At 70.4% G+C, this 22,341-nt stretch carries 19 protein-coding genes and 3 pseudogenes; 13 read left to right on the forward strand and 9 right to left on the reverse strand.

Annotation, left to right across the window (positions count from 1 at the left end):
- Positions 1-265 precede the first annotated feature (265 nt).
- Complete coding sequence (locus ACI2L1_RS38685; protein WP_404744129.1) at positions 266-907, forward strand: transglycosylase family protein; 642 nt, start codon at positions 266-268, stop codon at positions 905-907.
- 90 nt (positions 908-997) lie between these two features.
- Here ACI2L1_RS38685 and ACI2L1_RS38690 read toward each other — a convergent pair whose 3' ends face one another.
- Genes ACI2L1_RS38690 through ACI2L1_RS38700 form a run of 3 tightly spaced genes read right to left on the reverse strand, consistent with a single transcriptional unit; the run spans position 998 to position 4,877 of the window.
- Positions 998-1,669: an ABC transporter ATP-binding protein gene (locus tag ACI2L1_RS38690; RefSeq protein ID WP_404744130.1), complete on the reverse strand. Its 672-nt coding sequence runs from the start codon at positions 1,667-1,669 to the stop codon at positions 998-1,000.
- A complete protein-coding gene (locus tag ACI2L1_RS38695; RefSeq protein WP_404744131.1) occupies positions 1,666-4,401 on the reverse strand; it encodes an ATP-binding cassette domain-containing protein in 2,736 nt (911 codons plus the stop codon). Before ACI2L1_RS38695 ends, ACI2L1_RS38690 begins: the two co-directional genes overlap by 4 nt.
- Positions 4,401-4,877 carry a hypothetical protein gene (locus ACI2L1_RS38700; protein ID WP_404744132.1) on the reverse strand — a complete coding sequence of 159 codons (477 nt, stop codon included), beginning with the start codon at positions 4,875-4,877 and terminating at the stop codon, positions 4,401-4,403. Before ACI2L1_RS38700 ends, ACI2L1_RS38695 begins: the two co-directional genes overlap by 1 nt.
- Before the next feature lie 130 nt (positions 4,878-5,007).
- On the opposite strand from ACI2L1_RS38700, the gene ACI2L1_RS38705 reads away from it, so the two are divergent.
- Together ACI2L1_RS38705 and ACI2L1_RS38710 are read left to right on the forward strand one after the other, a co-directional pair.
- Positions 5,008-5,556: a hypothetical protein gene (locus ACI2L1_RS38705; protein ID WP_404744133.1), complete on the forward strand. Its 549-nt coding sequence runs from the start codon at positions 5,008-5,010 to the stop codon at positions 5,554-5,556.
- Positions 5,525-6,817, forward strand: coding sequence for an ABC transporter substrate-binding protein (locus ACI2L1_RS38710; RefSeq protein WP_404744134.1), 1,293 nt, complete (start codon positions 5,525-5,527; stop codon positions 6,815-6,817). Before ACI2L1_RS38705 ends, ACI2L1_RS38710 begins: the two co-directional genes overlap by 32 nt.
- On the opposite strand, the gene ACI2L1_RS38715 is transcribed toward ACI2L1_RS38710, so the two are convergent.
- Complete coding sequence (locus tag ACI2L1_RS38715; protein ID WP_404744135.1) at positions 6,808-7,065, reverse strand: hypothetical protein; 258 nt, start codon at positions 7,063-7,065, stop codon at positions 6,808-6,810. The genes ACI2L1_RS38710 and ACI2L1_RS38715 overlap by 10 nt on opposite strands.
- Before the next feature lie 10 nt (positions 7,066-7,075).
- On the opposite strand from ACI2L1_RS38715, the pseudogene ACI2L1_RS38720 reads away from it, so the two are divergent.
- Positions 7,076-7,288 (forward strand): annotated as a pseudogene (locus tag ACI2L1_RS38720) (DNA-binding transcriptional regulator); the annotation flags it as partial.
- A gap of 43 nt (positions 7,289-7,331) precedes the next feature.
- On the opposite strand, the pseudogene ctaD reads toward ACI2L1_RS38720, so the two are convergent.
- Positions 7,332-8,858: pseudogene (gene ctaD, locus ACI2L1_RS38725) on the reverse strand (cytochrome c oxidase subunit I); the annotation flags it as partial.
- A gap of 365 nt (positions 8,859-9,223) precedes the next feature.
- Between ctaD and ACI2L1_RS38730 the strand changes: the two are divergent.
- Positions 9,224-9,439, forward strand: a complete 216-nt coding sequence (locus ACI2L1_RS38730; RefSeq protein ID WP_404744136.1) for an I78 family peptidase inhibitor — start codon at positions 9,224-9,226, stop codon at positions 9,437-9,439.
- A gap of 96 nt (positions 9,440-9,535) precedes the next feature.
- On the opposite strand, the gene ACI2L1_RS38735 is transcribed toward ACI2L1_RS38730, so the two are convergent.
- Both ACI2L1_RS38735 and ACI2L1_RS38740 read right to left on the reverse strand, forming a co-directional pair.
- Positions 9,536-10,564 carry a phosphatase PAP2 family protein gene (locus ACI2L1_RS38735; protein WP_404744137.1) on the reverse strand — a complete coding sequence of 343 codons (1,029 nt, stop codon included), beginning with the start codon at positions 10,562-10,564 and terminating at the stop codon, positions 9,536-9,538.
- Positions 10,565-10,802: 238 nt separating this feature from the next.
- Positions 10,803-12,287 (reverse strand): mannosyltransferase family protein, encoded by a 1,485-nt coding sequence (locus tag ACI2L1_RS38740; protein ID WP_404744138.1) that lies wholly within the window; start codon positions 12,285-12,287, stop codon positions 10,803-10,805.
- A gap of 261 nt (positions 12,288-12,548) precedes the next feature.
- Between ACI2L1_RS38740 and ACI2L1_RS38745 the strand changes: the two genes are divergently transcribed.
- Entirely contained in the window at positions 12,549-14,150 is a 1,602-nt protein-coding gene (locus ACI2L1_RS38745) for an MFS transporter (protein ID WP_404744139.1), read from the forward strand.
- Positions 14,151-14,292: 142 nt separating this feature from the next.
- Complete coding sequence (locus ACI2L1_RS38750) at positions 14,293-15,465, forward strand: acyl-CoA dehydrogenase family protein (RefSeq protein ID WP_404744140.1); 1,173 nt, start codon at positions 14,293-14,295, stop codon at positions 15,463-15,465.
- Positions 15,466-15,501: 36 nt separating this feature from the next.
- On the opposite strand, the gene ACI2L1_RS38755 is transcribed toward ACI2L1_RS38750, so the two are convergent.
- A complete protein-coding gene (locus tag ACI2L1_RS38755) occupies positions 15,502-15,942 on the reverse strand; it encodes a cell division protein SepF (protein WP_164428030.1) in 441 nt (146 codons plus the stop codon).
- 289 nt (positions 15,943-16,231) lie between these two features.
- Here ACI2L1_RS38755 and ACI2L1_RS38760 point away from each other — a divergent pair, with 289 nt between their 5' ends.
- The 4 genes and pseudogenes from ACI2L1_RS38760 (at position 16,232) to ACI2L1_RS38775 (ending at position 18,886) form a co-directional block, all read left to right on the forward strand.
- Positions 16,232-17,311: a DUF5685 family protein gene (locus ACI2L1_RS38760; RefSeq protein ID WP_404744141.1), complete on the forward strand. Its 1,080-nt coding sequence runs from the start codon at positions 16,232-16,234 to the stop codon at positions 17,309-17,311.
- Between the two features lie 123 nt (positions 17,312-17,434).
- Positions 17,435-17,545 (forward strand): annotated as a pseudogene (locus tag ACI2L1_RS38765) (FMNH2-dependent monooxygenase); the annotation flags it as partial.
- Between the two features lie 8 nt (positions 17,546-17,553).
- Positions 17,554-17,811: a DUF1684 domain-containing protein gene (locus ACI2L1_RS38770; protein ID WP_404744142.1), complete on the forward strand. Its 258-nt coding sequence runs from the start codon at positions 17,554-17,556 to the stop codon at positions 17,809-17,811.
- A gap of 166 nt (positions 17,812-17,977) precedes the next feature.
- The gene (locus ACI2L1_RS38775) at positions 17,978-18,886 is read left to right on the forward strand and encodes a S1 family peptidase (RefSeq protein WP_404744143.1); all 909 of its coding nucleotides are present in this window, start codon (positions 17,978-17,980) and stop codon (positions 18,884-18,886) included.
- A 67-nt stretch (positions 18,887-18,953) separates the two neighbouring features.
- Here the strand turns inward: ACI2L1_RS38775 and ACI2L1_RS38780 are convergent, their stop codons facing one another.
- Entirely contained in the window at positions 18,954-19,850 is an 897-nt protein-coding gene (locus tag ACI2L1_RS38780; RefSeq protein ID WP_404744144.1) for an alpha/beta fold hydrolase, read from the reverse strand.
- An 89-nt stretch (positions 19,851-19,939) separates the two neighbouring features.
- Between ACI2L1_RS38780 and ACI2L1_RS38785 the strand changes: the two genes are divergently transcribed.
- Both ACI2L1_RS38785 and ACI2L1_RS38790 read left to right on the forward strand, forming a co-directional pair.
- Complete coding sequence (locus ACI2L1_RS38785) at positions 19,940-20,869, forward strand: slipin family protein (protein WP_404744145.1); 930 nt, start codon at positions 19,940-19,942, stop codon at positions 20,867-20,869.
- A 233-nt stretch (positions 20,870-21,102) separates the two neighbouring features.
- Entirely contained in the window at positions 21,103-22,185 is a 1,083-nt protein-coding gene (locus ACI2L1_RS38790; RefSeq protein ID WP_404744146.1) for a S1 family peptidase, read from the forward strand.
- The last annotated feature ends 156 nt before the right edge of the window (positions 22,186-22,341 follow it).

Genomic DNA, 22,341 nt, shown 5'->3' on the forward strand with positions numbered 1-22,341 from the left:
AATGAAGTGGGTGGCCGAAAAATGACGATACCCACGGTAACGGCTAACTGGCCTGGAGCGACGAGGAGTTGGTTGCTGACGCCTCCACGGGTTCTCTACATTCCTCCGCCGTGTGCAACGAGCACCGCTCGGGAACGTCCGCCGGCCGCACCAAGCCAGCTCACCGCACCACCGCCGGCGGACGGGGCGGAGCGCGACCGCCCGGCCCATGTGCCGGGAGCGCGTTCCGTCTTGGGGGTCCCCGAGTCCTTCGAGAGGGAACTACATGTCCGAATGTGCCGATACCACGCGCGACAACGCTCGTAAGACCCGAACCACCGCGGCCCTCGCCGGGGCCGCCCTGCTCGCCCCGCTCGGGCTGCTGGCCGCTGCCGGCAACTCCGCGGCGGCGGACAGCGGAGTGTGGGACCGCATCGCCCAGTGCGAGAGCGGCGGGAACTGGCACATCAACACCGGAAACGGCTACTACGGAGGACTCCAGTTCTCCGCCGGCACCTGGCGCGCGTACGGCGGTACGGCCTATGCGTCCACCGCCGACCAGGCCACCAAGTCCCAGCAGATCTCCGTGGCCACCAAGGTCCAGCGCGCCCAGGGGTGGGGTGCCTGGCCGACCTGCTCGGCACGCGCCGGGGCCTACGGCAGCGCGCCTACCGCCTCCTCGGGCTCGGCGGGCACGTCCTCCGAGACCAAGGCCGCCCCCGCCAAGCCGATGAAGGCGCCGGCCCGCACGGAGAGCCACACCGACCGCAACGCGTCCCGTGGCGACTACACCGTCCGCTCCGGCGACACGCTGAGCAGGATCGCCGCCCGGCACGGGACCACCTGGCAGCAGGTCTACGCCGCCAACAAGGCCGTCATCGGCGCTGATCCCAACATGATCGTGCCCGGGCAGCGCCTCGAAATCTGAGAGCTCCCCCCTGTCACGGGCACGGGGCCCCGTCCGGTCTTCCGACCGGGCGGGGCCCCTGGGCGCGGGTGGGGGTGGGGGTGGGGGTGGTCAGGCTCGCGCCGACCGCAGTTCGGCCGCCTCACCGCTGAACAGGACCGTGCCGCGCCGCAGTTCGTACACGATCGCCGTCCGGCCGTGCAGCGCGGGTGGCAGCCGCTGCTCGGCCACGACCACGCACGCGTCCAGCGCGGCCAGGAGTTCGTAGGTGCGGGCCGCGACCGCGGCGGACATGCCCTGTGCGGGTTCGTCGACGAGGACCACGCGCGCGCGTGCCAGGAGGGCTCGGGAGATCGCGAGCATGCGTTGCTCGCCGCCGGAGAGGGTTCCGGCACGGCGGAGGAGCAGACGGGCCAGCTGCGGGTAGGCGTCCAGGGCCACGTCGTGGGCGGGTGCGGCCAGTTCGAGGTTCTCGCGGACGGTGAGCGAGCCGAACACCGCCTGGCGTTCGGGCACCAGGCACAGACCGCGGCGGGCCCGCTCGTACGCCGGCATGCGGGTCACGTCGATGCCGTCCCACACCACACTGCCGTCGGTGAGCGGCACTGTTCCGGCCAGGGCGCGCAGAGTTGTGGTACGGCCGGAGCCGTTGCGGCCCAGCAGGACGGTGAGGCCGGGGCCCGGGGCGGTGAGGGTGATGCCGTGCAAGGCCTCCAAGGGGCCGTAGCGCACGCGTGCGTGGCGTAGGGAGAGGGTCGTCTTCGTGGCCGACTTCGGTGTCATACGGCGGTCTCCCGGGCGTCGAGGGTGTCCAGCACGTGGGCCGGGGGGCCAGAGGCGATGATGCGGCCCGCGGTCATGACGTGCACGACGTCCGCGAGGTCGGCGACCAGGTCCAGGTCGTGCTCGACGACCAGGAGGGCGGTGCCGTCCGCTGCCAGGGCCTTGAGGATGCGGGCCAGGGCGGTCACCTCCGCGGTGTCGAGGCCGGCGGCGGGTTCGTCGAGGAGGAGGACGCTCGGGGTGCCGGCGAGGGCTCTGGCGAGTTCGATCCGGCGGAGGGTGCCGGTGGGGAGGTCGGCGGCGGGGGCGTTCCGCAGGGGGCCGTCGAGGTGCAGGAGTCTCAGTGCGCGGTGCACTGCGGTGGGGTCCTTGATGTGGCCCTGTTCGGCGCCCACCTGGACGTTTTCGGCCACGGTCAGGGTCGGGAAGACGGCCAGTTGCTGGAAGGTGCGGGCGATGCCGAGGCGGGTGCGGGTGTGGGGGGACAGGTGGGTGATGTCGCGGGGGCCGTATCGGACTTGGCCTTGTGAGGGTTGGATTGTTCCGGCCAGGCAGTGGAACAGGGTGCTCTTTCCGGCACCGTTGGGGCCGATGATCGCGGTGATCCGGCCGGGTGGGACGGTGAGGTCGACTCCGTCGAGGGCGGTGAAGCCGTCGTAGCGGGCCTGGAGGTTGTGGGTGGTGAGGATTGCCCGGCCTGCGGCCGGGCCTGTGTTCCCACCCGCGCCACCCGTGCGGGTTTCGTGGTCGGGTGCGGGTGGCCCTGGTGGGGGTGGGGCGCCGCCGGCGGCTTGCGGGGTGGGGGGCCCTGGGCGGGGTGCGGTGGCTTCGGCACCGCCGTGATCCGCCGTCGGGGTGCTCGCCGTTGCGGCGGGGAAACTGGCCCGTATCGCCGACCGCAGGCGTCGCCGTACCCCGAGACCCGTCGCCGTCAACCCCGCCCTTCGCCGTGGCCGCAGCCTTCGTACCGCTTCGTACGGGCCACCGGGGAAGCGTCCGACCAGCACCGCCAGTACGCCGATAAGTGCCGCTGCCACCCCGCCCCGTGCCCCCGCGTCCAGGCCGACCAGGAGGGCTGCCGCGGTCAGGGCGCCCAGGGTGCTGTCGGCGCCCAGGACCACCACCGCAGCGAACCACAACAGGCCGCGGACCGGGTCGTAGGCGGTGGGGTCGAAGGCGCGGAGGCCCATGCCGAGCATTCCGCCGCCCAGGGCGGCCAGGGCGGCGCCCGCGACGAAGGCCAGGAGCTTCAGGGAGGGGACCTGGACGCCTGCCGCCGACGCCCCCGACTCGTGGTCGCGCAGGGCGGCCAGGGCCCTGCCCGTGCGGCCTCTGCGCAGGGCGTGGGTTGTCAGAAGGGCGAGCGTCAGGAGGGCCAACTCCAGGACGTAGTACGCCCGGTCGCCCTCGAAGCCGCCGGGGCGGTCCAGGGACAGGCCCGAGGTGGCGTACGGCTGGGCGAAGACGAAGCGGCTCACTCCGACGCCGACCGCGAAGGTCGCCAGGGCCAGCGCCAGGCCTTGGCGGGTGATCGCCGGCCACCCGGTCAGCAGGCCAAGGGGGGCCACCAGGACCACCGCCACCGCCAGCGCGGCCAGTTCCGGCAGGCGGGGCAGGCCAGGGAAGCGGCCTGACGCGAGGAGGGCCGTGAAGAGGGCTCCCAGGCCCGCGTACGCCGCCTGCCCCAGGGAGATCTGGCCGCCCCTGCCCGTCACCACCACCAGGGAGAGCAGCACTACGCCCAGGGCAGGAACTTGCACCGATGTGTGCAGGTCCGAGCCCGCGAATCCCAGAGGGAGCAGGAACAGGACCGCCGCCACGATCCACGCGCCCGGAGGCGTCGGCACGCGCGCGGTGGCCGTGCGGGGGAGCACGTCCCGGGTACCGATGCGAGGGAGGGCCAGGGCCGCGATCAGCAGGGCCACGACGAAGAGGTTCGCGCCGACCGCCTGGAGCAGGGGCTCGGCCCAGCCGGACGGGTGCAGCCTCGTCAGCTGGCTCTGGGCCACTCCGACGGCCAGCGCCGTCACCACCGCCACCGGCAGGCTGCGCATCCGCGCGGCCACCGCGACCGCGACCACCTCCATGACGAGCAGCGGGAGGCCGTACGGGTCCAGACGGACGTACGGAGCCAGGAGCACCCCCGTCAGGCCCGCCGTGAACGACCCGAACGCCCAGCCCGCGGCCGCCACCCGGTCCGCGTCGATGCCACCGAGCACGGCGAGCCGCCGGTCGTCCACCACAGCCCGCAGTTCCCGTCCGAAGCGCGTCCAGTGGGTCATCGCGCCGACTCCCGCGGCCAGGACCAGGACGACCGCCAGCTGTCCCCACGGGTCCGCCGACACCAGTTCCGGCGCGTCGTCCCGGGCGCCCTGGCCCCACAGCAGTGCGGCCCCGCCCACCAGCAGCACGAAGACGCCGATGGAGGCGACCAGGGTCTGCGCCGGATCACCGCCGAGGACGGACAGGGGCCGGAAGACGAAACGCTCCAGCACGACGCCGAGGCCAGGGGCCAGGAGCCCCAGGGTCACGGCCGCCGAGAGCCACAGCGGCCAGCCCCACTCCACCACGCACTGCCGCAGTACGTACGCGCACACCATCGCGATCGCCCCGTGCGCGAAGTTCAGCACCCCGGTCGCGCGGTACGTCACGATCAGGCCGATTCCGGTGAGCGCGGCCGCGCTGCCGACCGAAAGCCCGGCGAGGGTGAGGTCGTAGGTCAGCGAGGACATCAGTCGGTTTCCTCGACGGGTTCGCAGATCGGGCAGGGGCCCAGCTCGCCGCTCGCCAGGAGCTTGGCGTCCACCGGGACCGACTCCACCTTCCCGGCGACCAGCGGACAGTCCGCGCGGTGCCAGAGCGTGCCCCCGGGCACCATCAGCAGGTCCCTGCTGACCGCCAGGGGCGCTGTGGCCGCCGTACCGGACTCCTCGGCCCCTGCGGGCTCCGCGGCGACCAGGAGGCCGTACAGCTCCTCCACGCGGGCGGCGGCGAGCGCGCCCCGGCCGTGGGTGAGAAGCACCGCCCCGGCGATGATCAGCGCCGCGCCGGGCACCGTGCACGATGCGAGGTAGGGCAGCTGCCGCTCGGCGTAGCGCTCGCCCGAGACGCCGTACCAGCCCAGGACGCACAGCACCGCGCCCGTGGCGAGCGCGGCCCAGCCGGCCCAGAGGACGGGGTGCACGGTCCGCAGTCGGGCTGTCCGCATCTCTGGCTCCCACATGTCGCGTCCCTGACCGCTGTGCAAGTCCGCCATTCGCTTGCACTATGCCTTCTGGAAGCTGACCCTGAAAGCACCGGGCGCACTTGGCCCGGACCGACACCCGGTGGTGAGCCAGATGGTTCTCGGGAGCGACCGCAAGTGGGGGAACGGCAGCCGAGGGCTGGTGGCGGTGGTGTTCGCCCTCGCCGCGGCCCTCACGGCGTGCAGCGACGACAGCGGTGGCGGCAGTGAGAGCGCGCCCCCGACGCCCACGGTGGAACAGACCACGCAGTCGCCGAGCCCCTCCCCGAGCGGGCCCGCCGACCGCGCGGCGGCCGAGAAGGAGATCAAGGAGAACTGGCAGAAGTTCTTCGACCCGAAGACCCCGACGAAGGACAAGCAGGCCATTCTGGAGAACGGCGAGCAGATGGGTCCGGTGCTCCAGGCCTTCAGCGGCGACCAGCGCGGCGGGCAGGTGAAGGCCCAGGTCACCAAGGTCGAGTTCACGAAACCGACCGAGGCGACCGTGACGTACACACTGCTGCTGAACGGGGCCACCGCCCTGCCCGATGCCTCCGGGACGGCGGTCGAACAGGACGGCACCTGGAAGGTTTCGGTCAACACCCTGTGCGCGCTGGTCCAGTTGAGCGGCAATGCCACGGCGTCGGCGCTGCCGGGCTGCTGAGGCCGCCGCCGCAGTTCTGCTGCTCGCGGTGATCACGGCATGCGGCAGCCGGCTGCCGGAGAGCGACTTCGAGCACCGGGAGCGGTCGGCCCCCGCCCAGGACGGCACCCCGATCCGCGTCGGCATCATCACCAGCGCCACCAGCCCGGTCGGCGGCAGCACCTTCACCGGCCCGCGCGACGGCGCCAAGGCGTACTTCGAGCGCCTCAACGCGCGCGGGGGCGTCGACGGCCGCCGGGTCGAGGTGCGCGAGTGCGACGACGGCGGCAGCGGGGTCGGCAACAACACCTGTGTGCACCGGCTGATCGACGAGGACAAGGTGATCGCCCTGGTCGCGACCACCGCCCTCGACTACGCCGGAGCCTCCCGCGTCTCCCGCGCGCGCGTGCCCGACATCGGCGGCCAGCCCATCGGGGCCGCCTACGACACCTGGCCGCACCTCTACGGTGTCTACGGCAGTCTCGCGCCCCGCGACGGCACCACCGGCTGGGGCGGGAAGCAGTACGGCGGCACCGAGGTCTACCGCTACTTCAAGCGCGAGCACGGGGCCCGTACGGCCGCCGTCGTGTCCTACAACCAGGCCGCGTCCGCCGCATACGCCCGCCTCGTCGAACAGGGACTGAAGGCCGAGGGCTACAAGGTCGTCACCGAGCAGGTCGACTTCGCACTGCCCAACTTCCGTGCCGTGGCGGCCGACCTCAAGGAGCAGGGCGCCGACCTGGTCTTCGACGCCGTCGACGGCCATGGCAACGCCCAGCTGTGCGAGGCGATGGACGCGGCCGGCGTCGAGGTCACCGCCAAGGTCACCAACGTGCAGAACTGGACGTCGACCGTCGCCGACGACTACAAGGACGCCCCTCACTGCCGCAACGCCCTGTGGGCGACCGGATCCAGCCGCAACTACGAGGACACCGGCGACGCCGCCGTACGCAAGTTCAGGGACGCCACGAAGGGCCTGAAGACGCACTCCCAGTGGCAGCTGGAGGGCTGGGCGGCCGCGATGTGGTTCACGGACGCGGCGAAGTCATGTGCGGCACAAGGCGTCACGCGCGCGTGTGTCGACGCCTACATGAACCGCAGCCAGGGTTACACCGCCGACGGGCTCCTCGTCCCCGTCAGCTTCGAGCGCCTGGCCGAGCCGCCGGAATCGCGCCGGACCTGTCTGTCGGTGGCTCGCTGGGAGGACGGCCGGGGCTGGGTCTCCCAGGGCGACATGGACCGCACCTGCTTCGATGTTCCGCAACTGCCCTATCAGCAGTGAGCCACCGTGTGCCGATGTCCGTCACGGCAGTGGGCCGAAGAACTTGCTGACGTCGCCTGCCAGCAGCTCGGGGACCTCCAGGGCGCGAAGTGGCCGCCGCGGTCGACCTCCGTCCAGCGCACGACGGTGTTGGCCTGCTCGGCCCAGCGGCGGATCACCACGTCCTCGCCGAAGTTCGCCACCGCGGTCGGCACGCCCGAGGTCGAGGTCGGGAACCAGTCCGGCACATGACTGTTCTCGTAGTACATGCGGGCCGCCGGGGCATCGGGCCTCGACGTGATGGTGATCCATGTGATGCTGACCGGCTTCGAGTTCGAGGTGCTGGAGCCGGACGGGCTGATCGAGGCGATCAGGACCGCTCACGGCCGGCTTGCTCGCTCTTTGGCTCGGGCTGCGGAGCCTGGGCCGCGTACTCCGGATGGTGCAGGTCGAACGCCGGGGCCTCCGAGCGGATCCGGGGCAGTGTCGTGAAGTTGTGCCGGGGCGGCGGGCAGGAGGTCGCCCACTCCAGGGAGCGGCCGAAGCCCCAGGGGTCGTCGGTGTCGACCTTCACGCCGTACTTGGCGGTCTTCCAGACGTTGTAGAGGAACGGCAGCGTCGAGGCGCCGAGCAGGAACGCGCCGATCGTCGAGACCGTGTTGAGGGCGGTGAAGCCGTCCGCGGCCAGATAGTCGGCGTACCGGCGGGGCATGCCCTCCGCGCCAAGCCAGTGCTGCACCAGGAACGTGGTGTGGAAGCCGACGAACAGCGTCCAGAACTGGATCTTGCCGAGCCGCTCGTCGAGCATCTTCCCGGTGAACTTGGGCCACCAGAAGTACAGTCCGCCGAAGATCGCGAAGACGACCGTGCCGAAGACGACGTAGTGGAAGTGCGCCACGACGAAGTAGGTGTCGGAGACATGGAAGTCCAGCGGCGGCGACGCCAGCAGCACCCCGGTCAGGCCGCCGAACAGGAACGTCACCAGGAAGCCCGTCGCCCACAGCATCGGCGTCTCGAAGGAGAGCGAGCCCTTGATCATGGTGCCGGTCCAGTTGAAGAACTTCACACCGGTCGGCACCGCGATCAGGAAACTCATGAACGAGAAGAACGGCAGCAACACCGCGCCGGTGACGAACATGTGATGCGCCCACACCACAATCGACAGACCGGTGATCGCCATGGTGGCCGCCACCAGTGTCAGATAGCCGAAGATCGGCTTGCGGCTGAAGACCGGGATGATCTCCGTGATGATGCCGAAGAACGGCAGCGCGATGATGTACACCTCGGGATGCCCGAAGAACCAGAACAGGTGCTGCCACAGCAGCGCCCCGCCGTTGCCCGCCTCGAAGACCTGCGAGCCGAACCGCCGGTCCGCCTCAAGGACCAGCAGCGCGGCCGCCAGCACCGGGAACGCCATCAGGATCAGGATCGACGTGAACAGGGTGTTCCAGGTGAAGATCGGCATCCGGAACATCGTCATACCGGGCGCACGCATCCCGATGATCGTGGTGATGAAGTTGACCGCGCCGAGGATCGTGCCGAAGCCGGCCAGTGCCAGGCCCATGATCCACAGGTCGGGGCCCACGCCGGGCGAGTGCTGGGCGCTGTTGAGGGGCGCGTAGGCGAACCAGCCGTAGGCGGCCGGGCCGGACGGCACGAGCAGCGACCCCATCACGACCAGACCGCCGAACAGGAAGAACCAGTACGACAGCATGTTCAGCCGGGGGAAGGCCACGTCCGGGGAGCCGATCTGGAGCGGCATCAGCTCGTTGGCGAAGCCCGCGAAGCTCGGGGTGGCGAACAGCAGCAGCATGATCGTGCCGTGCATCGTGAACAACTGGTTGTACTGCTGGTTGTCCATGATCTGCAGTCCCGGCCGGGCGAGTTCGGCCCGCATCAGCAGGGCCATGACGCCACCGACCAGGAAGAACACGAACGACGTGATCAGATAGAGGTGACCGATCTTCTTGTGGTCGGTGGTGGTCAGCCAGTCGACGACCACCCGCCCGTGCCCCTTGGTCCGCACGGGTCGTGCCGTCGCGTGCACGGTCTGCGTCCCCATCGCTCGCCCCTTCGCTCGGCTCACGCCATGATGCTCGCGCCGTCGTGCGCGGCGACAGGGGGCGTAAGGGGGTTCTGTGCCGGAACCGTGTATTTTTTATGCGGTGCCAGCTTCCGCTGCCCGTCAGGAATCGGCGGACAAAGGGGCCCGCGACGGTTCTCGGACAAGCCTTCTCGCGGGCCTTTCGGTGAAGCGGTGCGACACGCGGGAATTGCGTTCGAATACCCGCGGAAGGGCTAGGGAAACGCTCGTCCGTGTGACAGAGCGCGAGGGAAACGCATGCCGTGATCCTGTGACAGAAGCGTGACAGGAGGGGTGCGGGGTCCGGACTTCCGTGGCCGCCGGGCAGGGCCTAGCGTGGCCGTATGGCACCCATTCCCACACCGCCCGCCGAACCCCAGGACAGCCCCGACACCTACGTCGGCCTCGACTCCGCCGCCGCCGAGCGGACCGCGCGCGAGCGGGGCTGGTCGACGGTCCGGTCGCTGCCGCCGGGAGCGATCATCACGATGGAGTACCGCGCGGGCCGGCTGAACTTCGAGGTGAAGGACGGCCGCGTGGCACGGGCCTGGAAGGGCTGAGCATCGTCGTACGAGGACGAAGGCCCCGGTTCCGTTCCCGGAACCGGGGCCTTCGTGCGGGGTGGTTGTGCGTACCGGGCCCCTGGTCCGTGCTGGTCAGCCGCCCGTCAGCGGCCGGGTGGCCGAAGAGGGGCCGCGCGCGATGCGGTCCGTCTGGGGTGGGCGGCGGCTGCCGAGCGGGGTGACCGGGGTGCGCTCCGAACGGCTTGTGTGCGGGCCCTGGGCCAGGAAGACAGGCGACCTGGTGCCGTGGGCCGGTGTGGTGGCCTCGCGGGCCGCCGTCTCGTTCTGCGGGGCGGTGAGGGGCTTGAGCCGGGCGGGCGCGGGCGCCGTGACGGGGGTGACCGGAGCCGGGGCCTTCGTGCCGCCGCGGGCCCGCCAGCGGTCGCGCAGGTCGAAGGCGTAGGCCTCGGTGCGGGCGATCAGGGGCTCGAACCAGGGGAGCCCGAGCAGGATCAGCAGCCCCGCGACCCAGCCCAGCAGAACGTCGCTCAGCCAGTGTGTACCGAGGTAGACGGTGGCCATGCCGACGCCGAGGGAGGTCACCGCGGAGATCGCGGACAGCCAGCGGCGGGCCCTCGGAGTGGAGGCCAGATACGCCAGGATTCCCCAGGTCACCACGGCGTTGGCGGTGTGGCCGCTGGGAAATATATCGCCGCCCATACCCATCTCGTTGGAGCCGATGACGGTCGCGTAGTGCGGTCCGAGCCGTCCCATGCCGTACTTGGCGGCGCCGACCGTGATGTTCAGCAGCAGCAGCGAGGCGCCCAGGGTCAGCAGCGGGCGCACGGTGTGCTGCCGCCAGGAACGCCAGCCCAGCCACGCCGCGACCATCACCGCGGTGGGACCGCGCTGGCCCAGCACCACGTAGTAGTCGACGAACCAGTGGATCGAGGCCCACTGCTGGTACGGCCGGAAGAACATGACCTGCCAGTCGAGGCGGACCAGCCACGACGTGGTCACCACCAGCCAGACGATGGCCAGGTAGAAGGCCAGGGCGGCGAACACCAGGGCGGTCCGGTGTCGGCTCGCCCTCGGCACGCTGAGGTGGGCCGGCCGTTCCGGCTCACGGTCCAGCCTGGCGAACACCCGGTCCAGACGGGTGGGGTTTCGTTCGGTACGCACTCAATCGACGTTACAGCGAGTGAGCTCTGTTCCCTGTCGAATCAGCGGCTTTGTGATGACGATGTGATGTGGGATTCCTCTCAGATGGGGGTTTATTTCCAGGGATTCCGCAAAGGCGGGTGGCTGCGTCCTTCAATTCCTTTGATCATTCCGGGTTGCGGTTTTATGGCCCTTATGAATTCGTTCACCGAATCATGGGGCGGAATTCTCCGGGTGCTCATCGACGCTCCGCAGCCGATCACGGCGGACCCGAGCCGTTCAGCCAGAAGGCGCCGTACAGGGCGGACACGGTGGCGATCGAGGCCACGATCATGGCTGACCTGCGGGTACGTGCGCGGGCGAGGGCCAGGGCGAGGGGGAGCAACAGGGGGAAAGCGGGCATCAGCAGGCGTGGTTTCGAGCCGAAGTAGCTCGACGCGCACAGGGCGAGCGCCGTGACGACCCCCGCGTACACCAGGAGGGGCAGCGGCTGGGCCTGCCGCACACAGGTGACGTACAGCCGGATGACGAGCCCGACACCGACGATCAGTCCGACGCCGGCCAGGGCCGACGGGAACGACGTGAACTTGTCGCCGACGAAACGGGCGAAGGCGTACCCGCCGTCGAACCCGTTCCGCCAGCCGGCCTGGACGTCCAGGTAACCGAGGGGGCCTTCGCCGGTGCGGTGACCGACCCACAGGACGTAGGCGGCGGTGCCGAGGGGGGCGACGGCCATGCCGAGGGCGCGGCGGAGGGGGAGGCTTGCCGGAACGCGTGTCGGGGACGGTGTCCGCTGGGTGGCGGACGGTGTCGCGGTGGGGGGAGCGTGTTCGGCGGTGAGGGCGCCGTCCGGCCGTGACGTGCTCCGGTCCGACCCGAAAGAGGTGGAGTCAGGGGCACGCGGGTCTCGTGCGGCCGGTGGCGTGCCCGGGGCTTGGTGGGGCGGGTCGGTGTCGGATTCCGGTGTTTGGTCGGTGGGCGTGCTCGCGTCCGCGGTCAGGCCCGGCGTGTGGTCGGGCGATGTGGCCCGGTGTGGGGCCGGTTCTCGTGCGGGTGTGGTCGCCCCTGATGAGACGTGGTTCCGGTCGTCGCCGTCGGCCGTGCTCGCGCGCCGCCGGTCCCGTGCGAACGCGATCGACCCGGCCACCAGCACCGCCGCCGCCACCGCCAGCCCCACCGGCCGGGTCAGACCCGCCAGGGATGCCAGAAGCCCCGCCGTCACCCAGCGGTCGGTCAGGACCGCGTACAGGGACCAGGCCGCCAGTGCCGTGAACAGCGACTCGCTGTACGCCATCGACTGGACGATGCCGACCGGCAGGACGGCCCACAGCAGGACCGCGCAGACGCCGGCGCGGCGGCCGTACACGTGATCCGTCACCGCGAAGACACCCCAGGCCGCGGCGAGCGAGGCGAGCAAGGAGACGACGAAGCCCGCGTCGGCGTACGACAGCGAGGTCACCGCGGACAGCAGCCGCTCCAGCCAGGGCAGGAGCGGGAAGAACGCCAGGTTCGAGTGCACGTCGCCGTTCGGCAGCCGTACCTCGTAGCCGTAACCGAGCTCGGCGACCCTCGTGTACCAGAGCGCGTCCCAGCGGGCCGTCAGCAGGGTGTACGCGCTCTTGTCGCGCGCCGCGCTCCACAGGGCCAGCGTGAGAAGGCCCAGGGCCCGTACGGCCGCGTAGCCGAGCAGCGCCGGGGCGGCTCGGCGCAGGGCCGGTTCGGGGCGCGTTCCAAGATCGGTCACGGGCCCGATTATCGACCGCGCGCCGAGCGGGCATGCCCGCCGGGGCGTGGAAGCAGGTGAGGAGAGTGGTGTACGCCACACGTGTTCTGTCCGAAGTCTGAGAGGTCCGCCACTGGGCCTTCGCGCGAACTCGCGTACGCTGACGTGTCACCCGCCGTTCGCTGCGCGGGCCGGAGACACCGCTCCTCTCCGGCCGAGATCATGGGGAGTCCCCACCCCATGTACCCGCCGAACGCGAGGGAACATCTGGGAGGTACGTACATGTCCGGGACGACCACGGCCGCCGCAGCGCTGCGCCGTCGGGCGGCCGGGGCCGGTGCAAACCGCTGGGTCGTCCTCGTCGTCCTCTGCGTGAGCCTGCTCTTGGTCGCCCTCGACGCGACAGTGCTGCACGTGGCGGTGCCCGCCGTCACCGAGGACCTCAAGCCCGGCGCGATAGAACTGCTCTGGATCGTCGACGTCTACCCGCTCGTCTGCGCCTCGCTGCTGATCCTCTTCGGCACGCTCGGCGACCGCGTGGGCCGCAGGAGGATCCTCCTCCTCGGCTACGGCCTTTTCGGCGTCGCGTCCGCGGCCGCCGCCCTCGCCGACAGCGCCCAGGTGCTGATCCTCGCGCGGGCCCTGCTCGGCGTCGGCGGCGCGATGATCATGCCCGCGACCCTCTCGATCCTCCGCCAGGTCTTCCCCGACCGGCGAGAGCGGGCGCTCGCGATCGGCATCTGGAGCGCGGTCGCGGCGGTCGGCGCTGCGGTCGGGCCGCTGCTCGGAGGTTTCCTCATCGAACACTTCTGGTGGGGGTCGGTCTTCCTCGTCAACATCCCGTTGATGCTGGTCAGCCTGCCGGTGGGCCGTCTGCTGCTGCCCGAGTCGAAGGGCGGCGAAACGGGCCCCTGGGACCTCGTCGGCGCGCTGACGGCGGCCGCCGGGCTGTTCGCTCTCGTGCTGGGTGTGAAGCGGCTCGGCGGCGGTGAGTTCGACGCGTTCACCGTGGTGCCGCTGGTCGTGGGCGGAGCACTGCTCGTCCTCTTCGTACGGCGGCAGCGGCGGCTCACCCATCCTCTGGTGGACCTGCGCATGTTCGCGCGACCGGCGTTCAGCACCTCGGTCGGCTGCATCGTGCTGGCGATGCTCGCCCTGGTGGGCCTCGAACTGATCGCCGCGCAGTATCTCCAGCTGGTCCTCGACCTGTCCCCGCTGGAGACCGGCCTACGGCTGCTTCCGCTGACGATCGCCGCGATGGCGGCGGGTCTTGCCGGAGCGCGACTGCTGCGTCGGTTCGGGCCGCGCCGGATGGTCAGCGCAGGGTTCTGCCTCACGGCCGTGGCCGTCCTGCTGCTGACCGCGATGGGCGACGCCGACAACACCGGGCTGCTGCTGTTCGGGTTCATCCTGCTCGGCTTCGGTCTGGAGACGACGCTCTTCGGGGCGTACGAGTCGATGCTCAGCGAGGCACCGCCGGAGCAGGCGGGCGGGGCCGCGGCGATCGGCGAGACCTCGTACCAGCTCGGGGCGGGCATCGGGATCGCACTGCTCGGCAGCGTCATGAACGCGGCGTACGCGCCAGGCCTTTCGGGCGTGCCCGGGGTTCCGGCACCGGCGTCGAAGGCGGCGGGCCACTCGCTGGGCGAGGCCTACGAGGTCGCCGGACACCTGGGCGGTCCCGCGGGCGTGGCCCTGCGCAGGGCCGCCCGGGACTCCTTCGTGCACGGGCTGCATGTGACCTTGCTGGTGAGTGCGGGGTTGTTGGTGCTGGGCGCGGTGATGGCACTGCGGCTGCCGCGGGCGATGCAGTGCGGTGAGTCCACGGCGGCCGTGGAGCTTCCGGCGCAGAGGGAAGTCGCGGAGTCGCGGGTCTCGGCCTGAGCGTCGGTCTGGATGTGCGGGACACCGCGCTGTACCGTCGGGCACGGAAGCTTAATTAGCGGTGCTAGTTTCGAGGTGCCGCCCGCTGGAGCCGTTAGCCGTAGCCGTAGCCGTTAGCCGCTCGTCCGCCGGAGGATGTGCCATGCCCCCGTTCGACCCCGCCGACCCCCTCGGTATCGACGATCTGCTGGACCCCGAGGACCTGGCGATCCGCGAGACCGTGCGGACCTGGGCCGCCGACCGTGTGCTGCCGTATGTCGCCGACTGGTACGAGAAGGGTGAGCTGCCGGGCATTCGCGAACTTGCCCGTGAGCTCGGGGAGATCGGCGCGCTCGGGATGTCGCTCAGCGGGTACGGGTGTGCCGGTGCCTCCGCCGTGCAGTACGGGCTCGCCTGTCTGGAACTGGAGGCCGCCGACTCCGGTATCCGGTCCCTCGTCTCGGTGCAGGGCTCCCTCGCCATGTACGCCATCCACCGGTTCGGCAGCGAGGAGCAGAAGCGGACCTGGCTGCCGCGCATGGCCGCAGGCGAGGTCATCGGCTGCTTCGGGCTCACCGAACCCGACCACGGGTCCGACCCCGCAGGCATGCGGACGTACGCCAAGAAGGACGGCACGGACTGGGTCCTCAACGGGCGCAAGATGTGGATCACCAACGGGTCGGTCGCCGGGGTCGCCGTGGTGTGGGCGCAGACCGACGACGGGATCCGCGGATTCGTCGTGCCGACCGACGCGCCCGGTTTCTCGGCGCCCGAGATCAAGCACAAGTGGTCGTTGCGGGCCAGCGTCACGAGCGAGCTCGTCCTCGACGACGTACGGCTGCCCGCCGACGCCGTGCTGCCGGAGGTCGCGGGGCTCAAGGGACCGCTCGGCTGTCTGACGCATGCCCGGTACGGGATCGTCTGGGGGGCGATGGGGGCGGCGCGGTCGTGTTTCGAGACCGCCGTCGAGTACGCGAAGACGCGGGAGCAGTTCGGGCGGCCGATCGGGGGCTTCCAGCTCACCCAGGCCAAACTCGCCGACATGGCGGTCGAACTGCACAAGGGGATTCTGCTCGCCCACCATCTGGGGCGGCGCATGGACGCCGGCCGCCTGCGTCCCGAGCAGGTCAGCTTCGGCAAGCTCAACAACGTCCGCGAGGCCATCGAGATCTGCCGTACGTCACGGACGATCCTCGGTGCCAACGGGATCTCCCTCGAATACCCCGTCATGCGGCACGCGACGAACCTCGAGTCGGTGCTCACGTACGAGGGCACCGTCGAGATGCACCAGCTGGTGCTGGGCAAGGCGCTCACCGGACTCGACGCCTTCCGGTAGACCCTGCTGGGGGCAGGGCCGGCGAGCGGCCCTGCCTCAGCTCTGGTTGAAGAAGCCGTCCGTGCGGTGCTGCGCCGGATCGCCGTTCACGATCTCCGTGTTGGCGGGGGTCAGCAGGAACACCCGGGTGGACACGCGCTCGATGGAGCCGCGCAGCCCGAAGATCAGCCCGGCCGCGAAGTCGACGACGCGCTTGGCGTCACCGGCCTCCATCGCGGTGAGGTTCATGATGACGGGGACACCGTCACGGAACAGTTCGCCGATGGCGCGGGCGTCCCGGAAGCTGTCCGGGGTGACCGTGCCGATCCGGCGGCCCTTCTCCTCGGCGACGTCCGAGGCCACCTTGACCCGCGGGTCGGTGACCCAGGCATCCCCGGGCTCGGTCCCTTCGGAGTATCCGTCGTCGTCGTAGTAACGCTCGTCATCGTTGTCGTCAACAAGGCCCAGCCAGGCACTCGCCTTGCGCACCGATCCCATGGACGCCTCCTTTCACAGCGGTCTTCTCTTGCTTCTGTATCCCTATGGTCATCCATGATGCGGATCGCGCGCCAAGGGGATAGCCGCCGCGCGGGGGGTTTGTGACGGTACTGGTGCACAGCGAATACGTCGAGAGCCCGGGTGCCCCAAGGGTCGTGTCCCATACGGCTGCTGACTGTGAGTGAAATATGATTCTTCACGGCGTATGGGTGATGGGCGGGGCGTACGGGTGAACGGCCGACCGATACGATGCGGCCGCCCAACACCGCACTGACCACGGGGGTTCGTCATGTTCGGAATCGTCAGGCCCTGCCGCCATCGGCTGGGAGAAGGCCTCAAGAACCAGTGGATGGCCCATTTGTGCGGGCTGTGTCTCGCTCTCCGTAAGGACCACGGTCAGTTCGCCCGGGTGGTGACGAACTACGACGGCTTGCTGATATCCGTTCTGACGGAGGCTCAGGCCGACGGAGAATCCGGCGGAAGGCGTACGGCGGGACCGTGTCCGTTGCGGGGAATGCGGACCGCGTCCGTCGCACAGGGGGAGGGAGCGCGGCTCGCGGCCGCCGTATCGCTGGTGCTGGCCTCGGCCAAGGTGCGGGACCATGTCGCCGACGGGGACGGGATGCTGGCGCGGCGGCCGGTGGCGCTCGCGGCGCGGCGGGTCGCCGACGGGTGGGGGCGGGCCGGGGAACGGACCGGGCTGGACGTCGGGTTCGACACCGGTGTGCTGGTCGACGCGGTGGAGCGGCAGCTCGGTGTCGAAGCGCTGGCCGGGCCCGGCACGCCGATCCTGACGGTCACCGAGCCGACCGAGACCGCGACGGCGGCCGCTTTCGCGCATACGGCCGTGCTGGCGGGGCGGCCCGGGAATGCCGCCCCGCTTGCCGAGGCGGGGCGGCTGTTCGGGCGGCTCGCCCATCTTCTGGATGCCGTCGAGGACAGGGACGCCGACGCGGCGTCGGGGGCGTGGAATCCGCTCACCGCCACGGGGACGTCCCTGGGGGAGGCACGGAGGCTCGCCGACGACGCCGTGCACGGGGTGCGGCTCGCCTTGCGCGAGGTCGAGTTCGCCGACTCGGAGCTGGTGCATGTGTTGCTGGTGCACGAGCTTCGGAACTCCGTGCAGCGGGCGTTCAGTGCGCCGCCCGAGCCGCCGTCCCGGCGAGAGCGGCGGGGGCTGGTCGCGGGGTGTGCGGTATGGGTGGGGCTGGCCTGTACGTGTCAGATGTGCTGCGGGACGTTCGAGGACCCGTGGAGTCGGGAGCGGAGGGAGGGGGCGTGCAATGGGGCCGACTGCGGGGACTGCTGTGAGTGCTGCAGCTGTTGTGGGGACGGGTGTGATTGTTGCGATTGCGGGTGCGACTGCTGAAATCGTCGGCGGGTGCGGGCGGGTGCGGGCGGGTGCGGGCGGGTGCGGGCCGGTGGGGGTTGAACGCGCAGTTCCCCGCGCCCCACTTCTTCAGGATCCTGCCGTAGGTGCCGCCCTTGATCAGTCGTCAACGGCACGGTGGCGCTGCTCCAGCACCGCGGACTGCTCCGCACTTTCCATCCGGGCAGCACACTCCGAGAACACCTGGGACTCGCCGGGCCCGCCAACCAGTAGGCCGTGAAGTGACGTTCGTGCTCGACGGGCAGGAGCTGACGCTGAAGGTCTCGGTGCGGGAGGACGGCTCGCTGTGGGCGGTTTTCGGCGAGACGACGAGCGGACACAGCAGTTACCGGTTCCGGTTCCTCCACCCGTCCGCGCCGGACGCGGAAGGCCGTACGACACTCGACTTCAACCTGGCCGTCGCCGTCGCCGTGGGGGAGCGCGTCCTGCTCCGAGAGACGCCCGGCTCACCCGGATCGCAAAGCTGTTTCAAAGGTTGACGGCCGAAAGGCGCCCTTGCGCCTGCCGTCCCTTCGGCCGAATACTCCCCCTCAGCGCTTGTCAGGGGCACGGCGTATCCGCAATCCGGACGTGTCGGCCTCGGACTGCGCCTCACGGGCCCCGACCCCACGCGGGCCCCCGACTTCCCCTGGGAGGGAACGAAACGTGAGGATCAAGCGCACCACCCCCCGCAGTGGCGTTGCGAGACGGACCCGGCTGATCGCCGGCACCACCGGCCTCGTGGCCGCGGCAGCGATCGCGATCCCCAGTGCGAACGCGACCGCTGCGACCCCGTTCAGCACCGCCGAACTCAAGAGCGCCAGCAGCTCGGTGCTCAAGGCCGACATCCCGGGTACCGCCTGGGCCGTCGACAGCAAGACCAACCGTGTGGTCGTCACCGTCGACAGCACGGTCTCGCAGGCCGAGATCGCCAAGATCAAGCAGCAGGCCGGCAGCAACGCCGACGCGCTCACGATCAAGCGGACCCCGGGCAAGTTCAACAAGCTGATCTCCGGCGGCGACGCGATCTATGCGAGTAGCTGGCGCTGCTCTCTCGGCTTCAACGTCCGCAGCGGCAGCACCTACTACTTCCTGACCGCCGGTCACTGCACCGACGGCGCGGGCACCTGGTGGTCGAACTCCGGTCACACGACCACGCTCGGTGCGACGGCCGGGTCCAGCTTCCCGACCAACGACTACGGCATCGTCAAGTACTCGACGAGCTACCCCACGTCCTCGATCTCCGGCACCGTCGGCAGCGTCGACATCACCAGTGCCGCCACCCCGAGCGTGGGCACCACCGTCTACCGTCGCGGTTCCACCACCGGCATCCACAGCGGCCGGGTCACCGCGCTGAACGCGACCGTCAACTACGGCAGCGGTGACATCGTCTACGGCATGATCCAGACCACGGTCTGCGCCGAGCCCGGCGACTCCGGCGGCCCGCTCTACTCCAACAGCGGCATCGCCTACGGCCTGACCTCCGGCGGCAGCGGCAACTGCACCTCCGGCGGTACGACCTTCTTCCAGCCGGTCACCGAGGCGCTGAGCGCGTACGGCGTGAGCGTCTTCTAGGACCGGGAACGGTCTTCGTCGCAGCCGGCACCTGGTGAGTCCCCGTACGCGTCTGGCGTGCGGGGACTCACCGCGGTCGGGACGCGGCCCCTTCCGGGGTGGCGCACAGCCAGTCCAGTACGGCCGGCAGGGCCTCCAGGGCCCCGAAGTGGCCGACGTCCTGCTGGAGGACGGGGCGGACGCGGGGGATGCGGTCCGCGAGCCACTTGAAGTGTCCGACCGGCGAGAGGGTGTCCTTGGCGCCGTGCCACAGCAGGACGGGCCGGATGACGGCCGCCGGGTCGAAGCCCCAGTTGCTCAGCAGGGCGAGGTCGTCGTCGAGCCAGCCGTACGACGAACCGCGCACCGCCTCACGGTACGTGCGCAGCAGCGGCTCGCCCATCGCCGGATCGGAGACGATCCGCCGGTCCGAGTCGGTGAGCCCGTCGCGCAGCGAGACGAGCAGCTGCGCGGGGTCCCGGCGGATGTCGGCGGCACGGGCGGTGAGCCGTTCGGCGAAGGCCAGCGGGTCGGTGAGCGCCAGGGTGAACTCCTCGACACCGGAGCCGGCCATGCCGTCGAACCAGCTCAGGTCCCGCGCGTCCGGCGGTGCCGGCGACGCCAGTGCCGCCACCCGCCGTACCCGGGTGGGCAGCAGCGCGGCGCAGGCCAGGGCGTGCGGGGCGCCGCCGGAGTGGCCGAGCACCGAGAAGCGGTCGAGGCCGAGAGCGCCGGCCAGGTCCGCCACGTCCCGGGCGGCGTCGGCCACCCGGCGTCCCGGCAGACGGTCCGAATCGCCGTAGCCGGGACGGTCGTAGGAGATGAACCGGATGTGCGGGTGCGCGGCGGTCGCGACATCCGGGGACACGACCGGGAGACGGCAGCCGGGCGTGTCGTGCAGCAGTACCACCGGCGTGCCGTCCGGGTCGCCGTACTCCTCGACCGTCAGCCGACGGCCGTCCTGTGTCCGTATGCCGTGGACCACCTGTGTCCTCCGTCTCCCCTTTGTGTACATCGCGGAGTTACCGTCGAAGTACACACCTTGAGCGCCTGGTTCGGACCCTGGGGGCCGCAATGGTCGAGGAGCTGGTGGCGGCGGGCGTGACACTCGTGTCCGCCGGAGCGGTCTACGTGATGGCGGCCGCGCGGGTCGTCAAGCAGTACGAACGGGGCGTGGTCTTCCGCCTCGGCAGGCTCCGGCCGGAAGTGCGCGGACCGGGGTTCACGATGATCGTTCCGGGCGTCGACAAGCTCCGGAAGGTCAACATGCAGATCGTGACGATGCCGGTGCCCGGACAGGAGGGCATCACCCGGGACAACGTCACGGTGCGGGTCGACGCCGTCGTCTACTTCAAGGTGACCTCGCCGGCCGAGGCGGTCGTCCGGGTGGAGGACTACCGGTTCGCGGTCGCGCAGATGGCGCAGACCTCGCTGCGGTCCATCATCGGCAAGAGCGAGCTGGACGATCTGCTCTCCAACCGCGAAAAGCTCAACCAGGGGCTGGAGTTGATGATCGACAGCCCGGCCGTGGAGTGGGGGGTCACGATCGACCGCGTCGAGATCAAGGACGTTTCCCTTCCCGAGACCATGAAGCGGTCCATGGCCCGGCAGGCCGAGGCGGACCGGGAACGGCGGGCGCGGGTCATCAACGCGGACGCGGAGCTCCAGGCGTCGAAGAAGCTGGCCGAGGCGGCCAAGGAGATGTCCGAGCAGCCTGCCGCGCTGCAACTGCGGTTGCTGCAGACGGTGGTGGCGGTGGCCGCGGAGAAGAACTCGACGCTGGTGCTGCCGTTTCCGGTGGAGTTGCTGCGGTTCCTGGAGAAGGCGCAGCACGGGGTGGCGGCTGCGCCGCCGGCTGTTGTGCCGCCTCCTGTTGCGCCTCCGTCTGTTGCGCCTCCGTCTGTTGCGCCTCCGTCTGTTCAGCAACCGGTGCAGGAGCAACTCCCGTCTCCTGCACCTCGTCTGGATCCCGCGCCCGAAGGGTCGGATTCAGGACAGGACTAGACCTCACGCGCTGCTGATGGGTTACCCGCTCGTAGTGTTTGCAGTGCGAATTCGCCTGGTGTGACTGTGCACGGTCAAGTTCAAGGGGGTGTGTAACCGCGTTCTACGCGCGTCCTGAAGTCAACCTTGTGCGCCCCCTGTTGGGTTCGGAAGAGTGGGCGGCGGTCAACCAGCCTTCCGGCCCGTGAGGTCCCCACAACCTCCCGGGTCGACCCCCCACAGGAGGACACGAGTTGAAGCACCGACGGATACCCGGGCGACGGATCGCCTTGGCGGGTGCGGGTGTTGCCGCACTGGTCGCCGCAGGAGTCACCTTGCAGACTGCGAACGCCAGCGAGACGCCGGCTTCGCCCGAAGTCAAGACCCTCTCGGCCCTCGCGGCCGGAAAGCTCGCCTCGACGCTCGGGGCGGATCTCGGCGCGGACGCGGCCGGGACGTTCTACGACGCGAAGACCAAGAGCCTCGTGGTGAATGTGCTCGACGAGGACGCGGCGCGGACCGTGTCGGCGGCCGGGGCCTCGGCGAGAATCGTCTCGAACTCCCTCGCCGAGCTGAAGAGCGCGCGTACGACGCTGTCGAGTGACGCGACCATCCCGGGGACGTCCTGGGTGACCGACCCCACCACCAACAAGGTCGTCGTCACCGCCGACCGTACGGTCTCCTCCGCCGAGTGGACCAAGCTCACCAAGGTGGTCGACGGGCTCGGGTCGGTGGCTGAACTGCAGCGCACCAAGGGGGAGTTCAAGCCCTTCATCGCCGGTGGTGACGCGATCAGCGGGTCCGGTGGGCGGTGCTCGCTGGGGTTCAACGTGGTGAAGGGCGGGGAGCCGTACTTCCTCACCGCCGGGCACTGCACCGAGGCCATCTCGACGTGGTCGGACTCCAGTGGGAACGAGATCGGCACCAACGAGGTGTCCAGCTTCCCGGACAACGACTACGGGCTGGTGAAGTACACGTCGGAGGTCGATCACCCGAGTGAGGTGGACCTCTACAACGGGTCCGCGCAGGCGATCACGGGGGCGGCGTCGGCGACCGTCGGGCAGTCGGTGACGCGTAGTGGGTCCACGACCCAGGTGCACTCCGGGAAGGTCACCGGGCTGGACGCGACGGTGAACTACGGCAACGGGGACATCGTGAACGGGCTGATCCAGACGGATGTGTGCGCGGAGCCCGGCGACAGCGGCGGCTCGCTGTTCTCCGGCAGCAACGCGATCGGGCTGACGTCGGGTGGCAGCGGTGACTGCACCTCCGGTGGGGAGACGTTCTTCCAGCCGGTGACGGAGGCGCTGTCGGCGACGGGGGCGTCGATCGGCTGACGGGTTCGGTGTGTGTGGAGTCCCGCCCCTTGTGAGGGGGCGGGACTTTGCGTGTGCGGGTTGGGTGGGGGCGGGCGTTTTGCGCAGTTCCCCGCGCCCCTGAATGCCTGCGGCGGCCTGTGCGGCTCCGGTGGGGGTTTGTGTAGCGCGTGCGGG

Source organism: Streptomyces sp. NPDC019531 (assembly GCF_044903305.1).
In the GTDB taxonomy this organism is placed as follows: Bacteria; Actinomycetota; Actinomycetes; order Streptomycetales; family Streptomycetaceae; genus Streptomyces.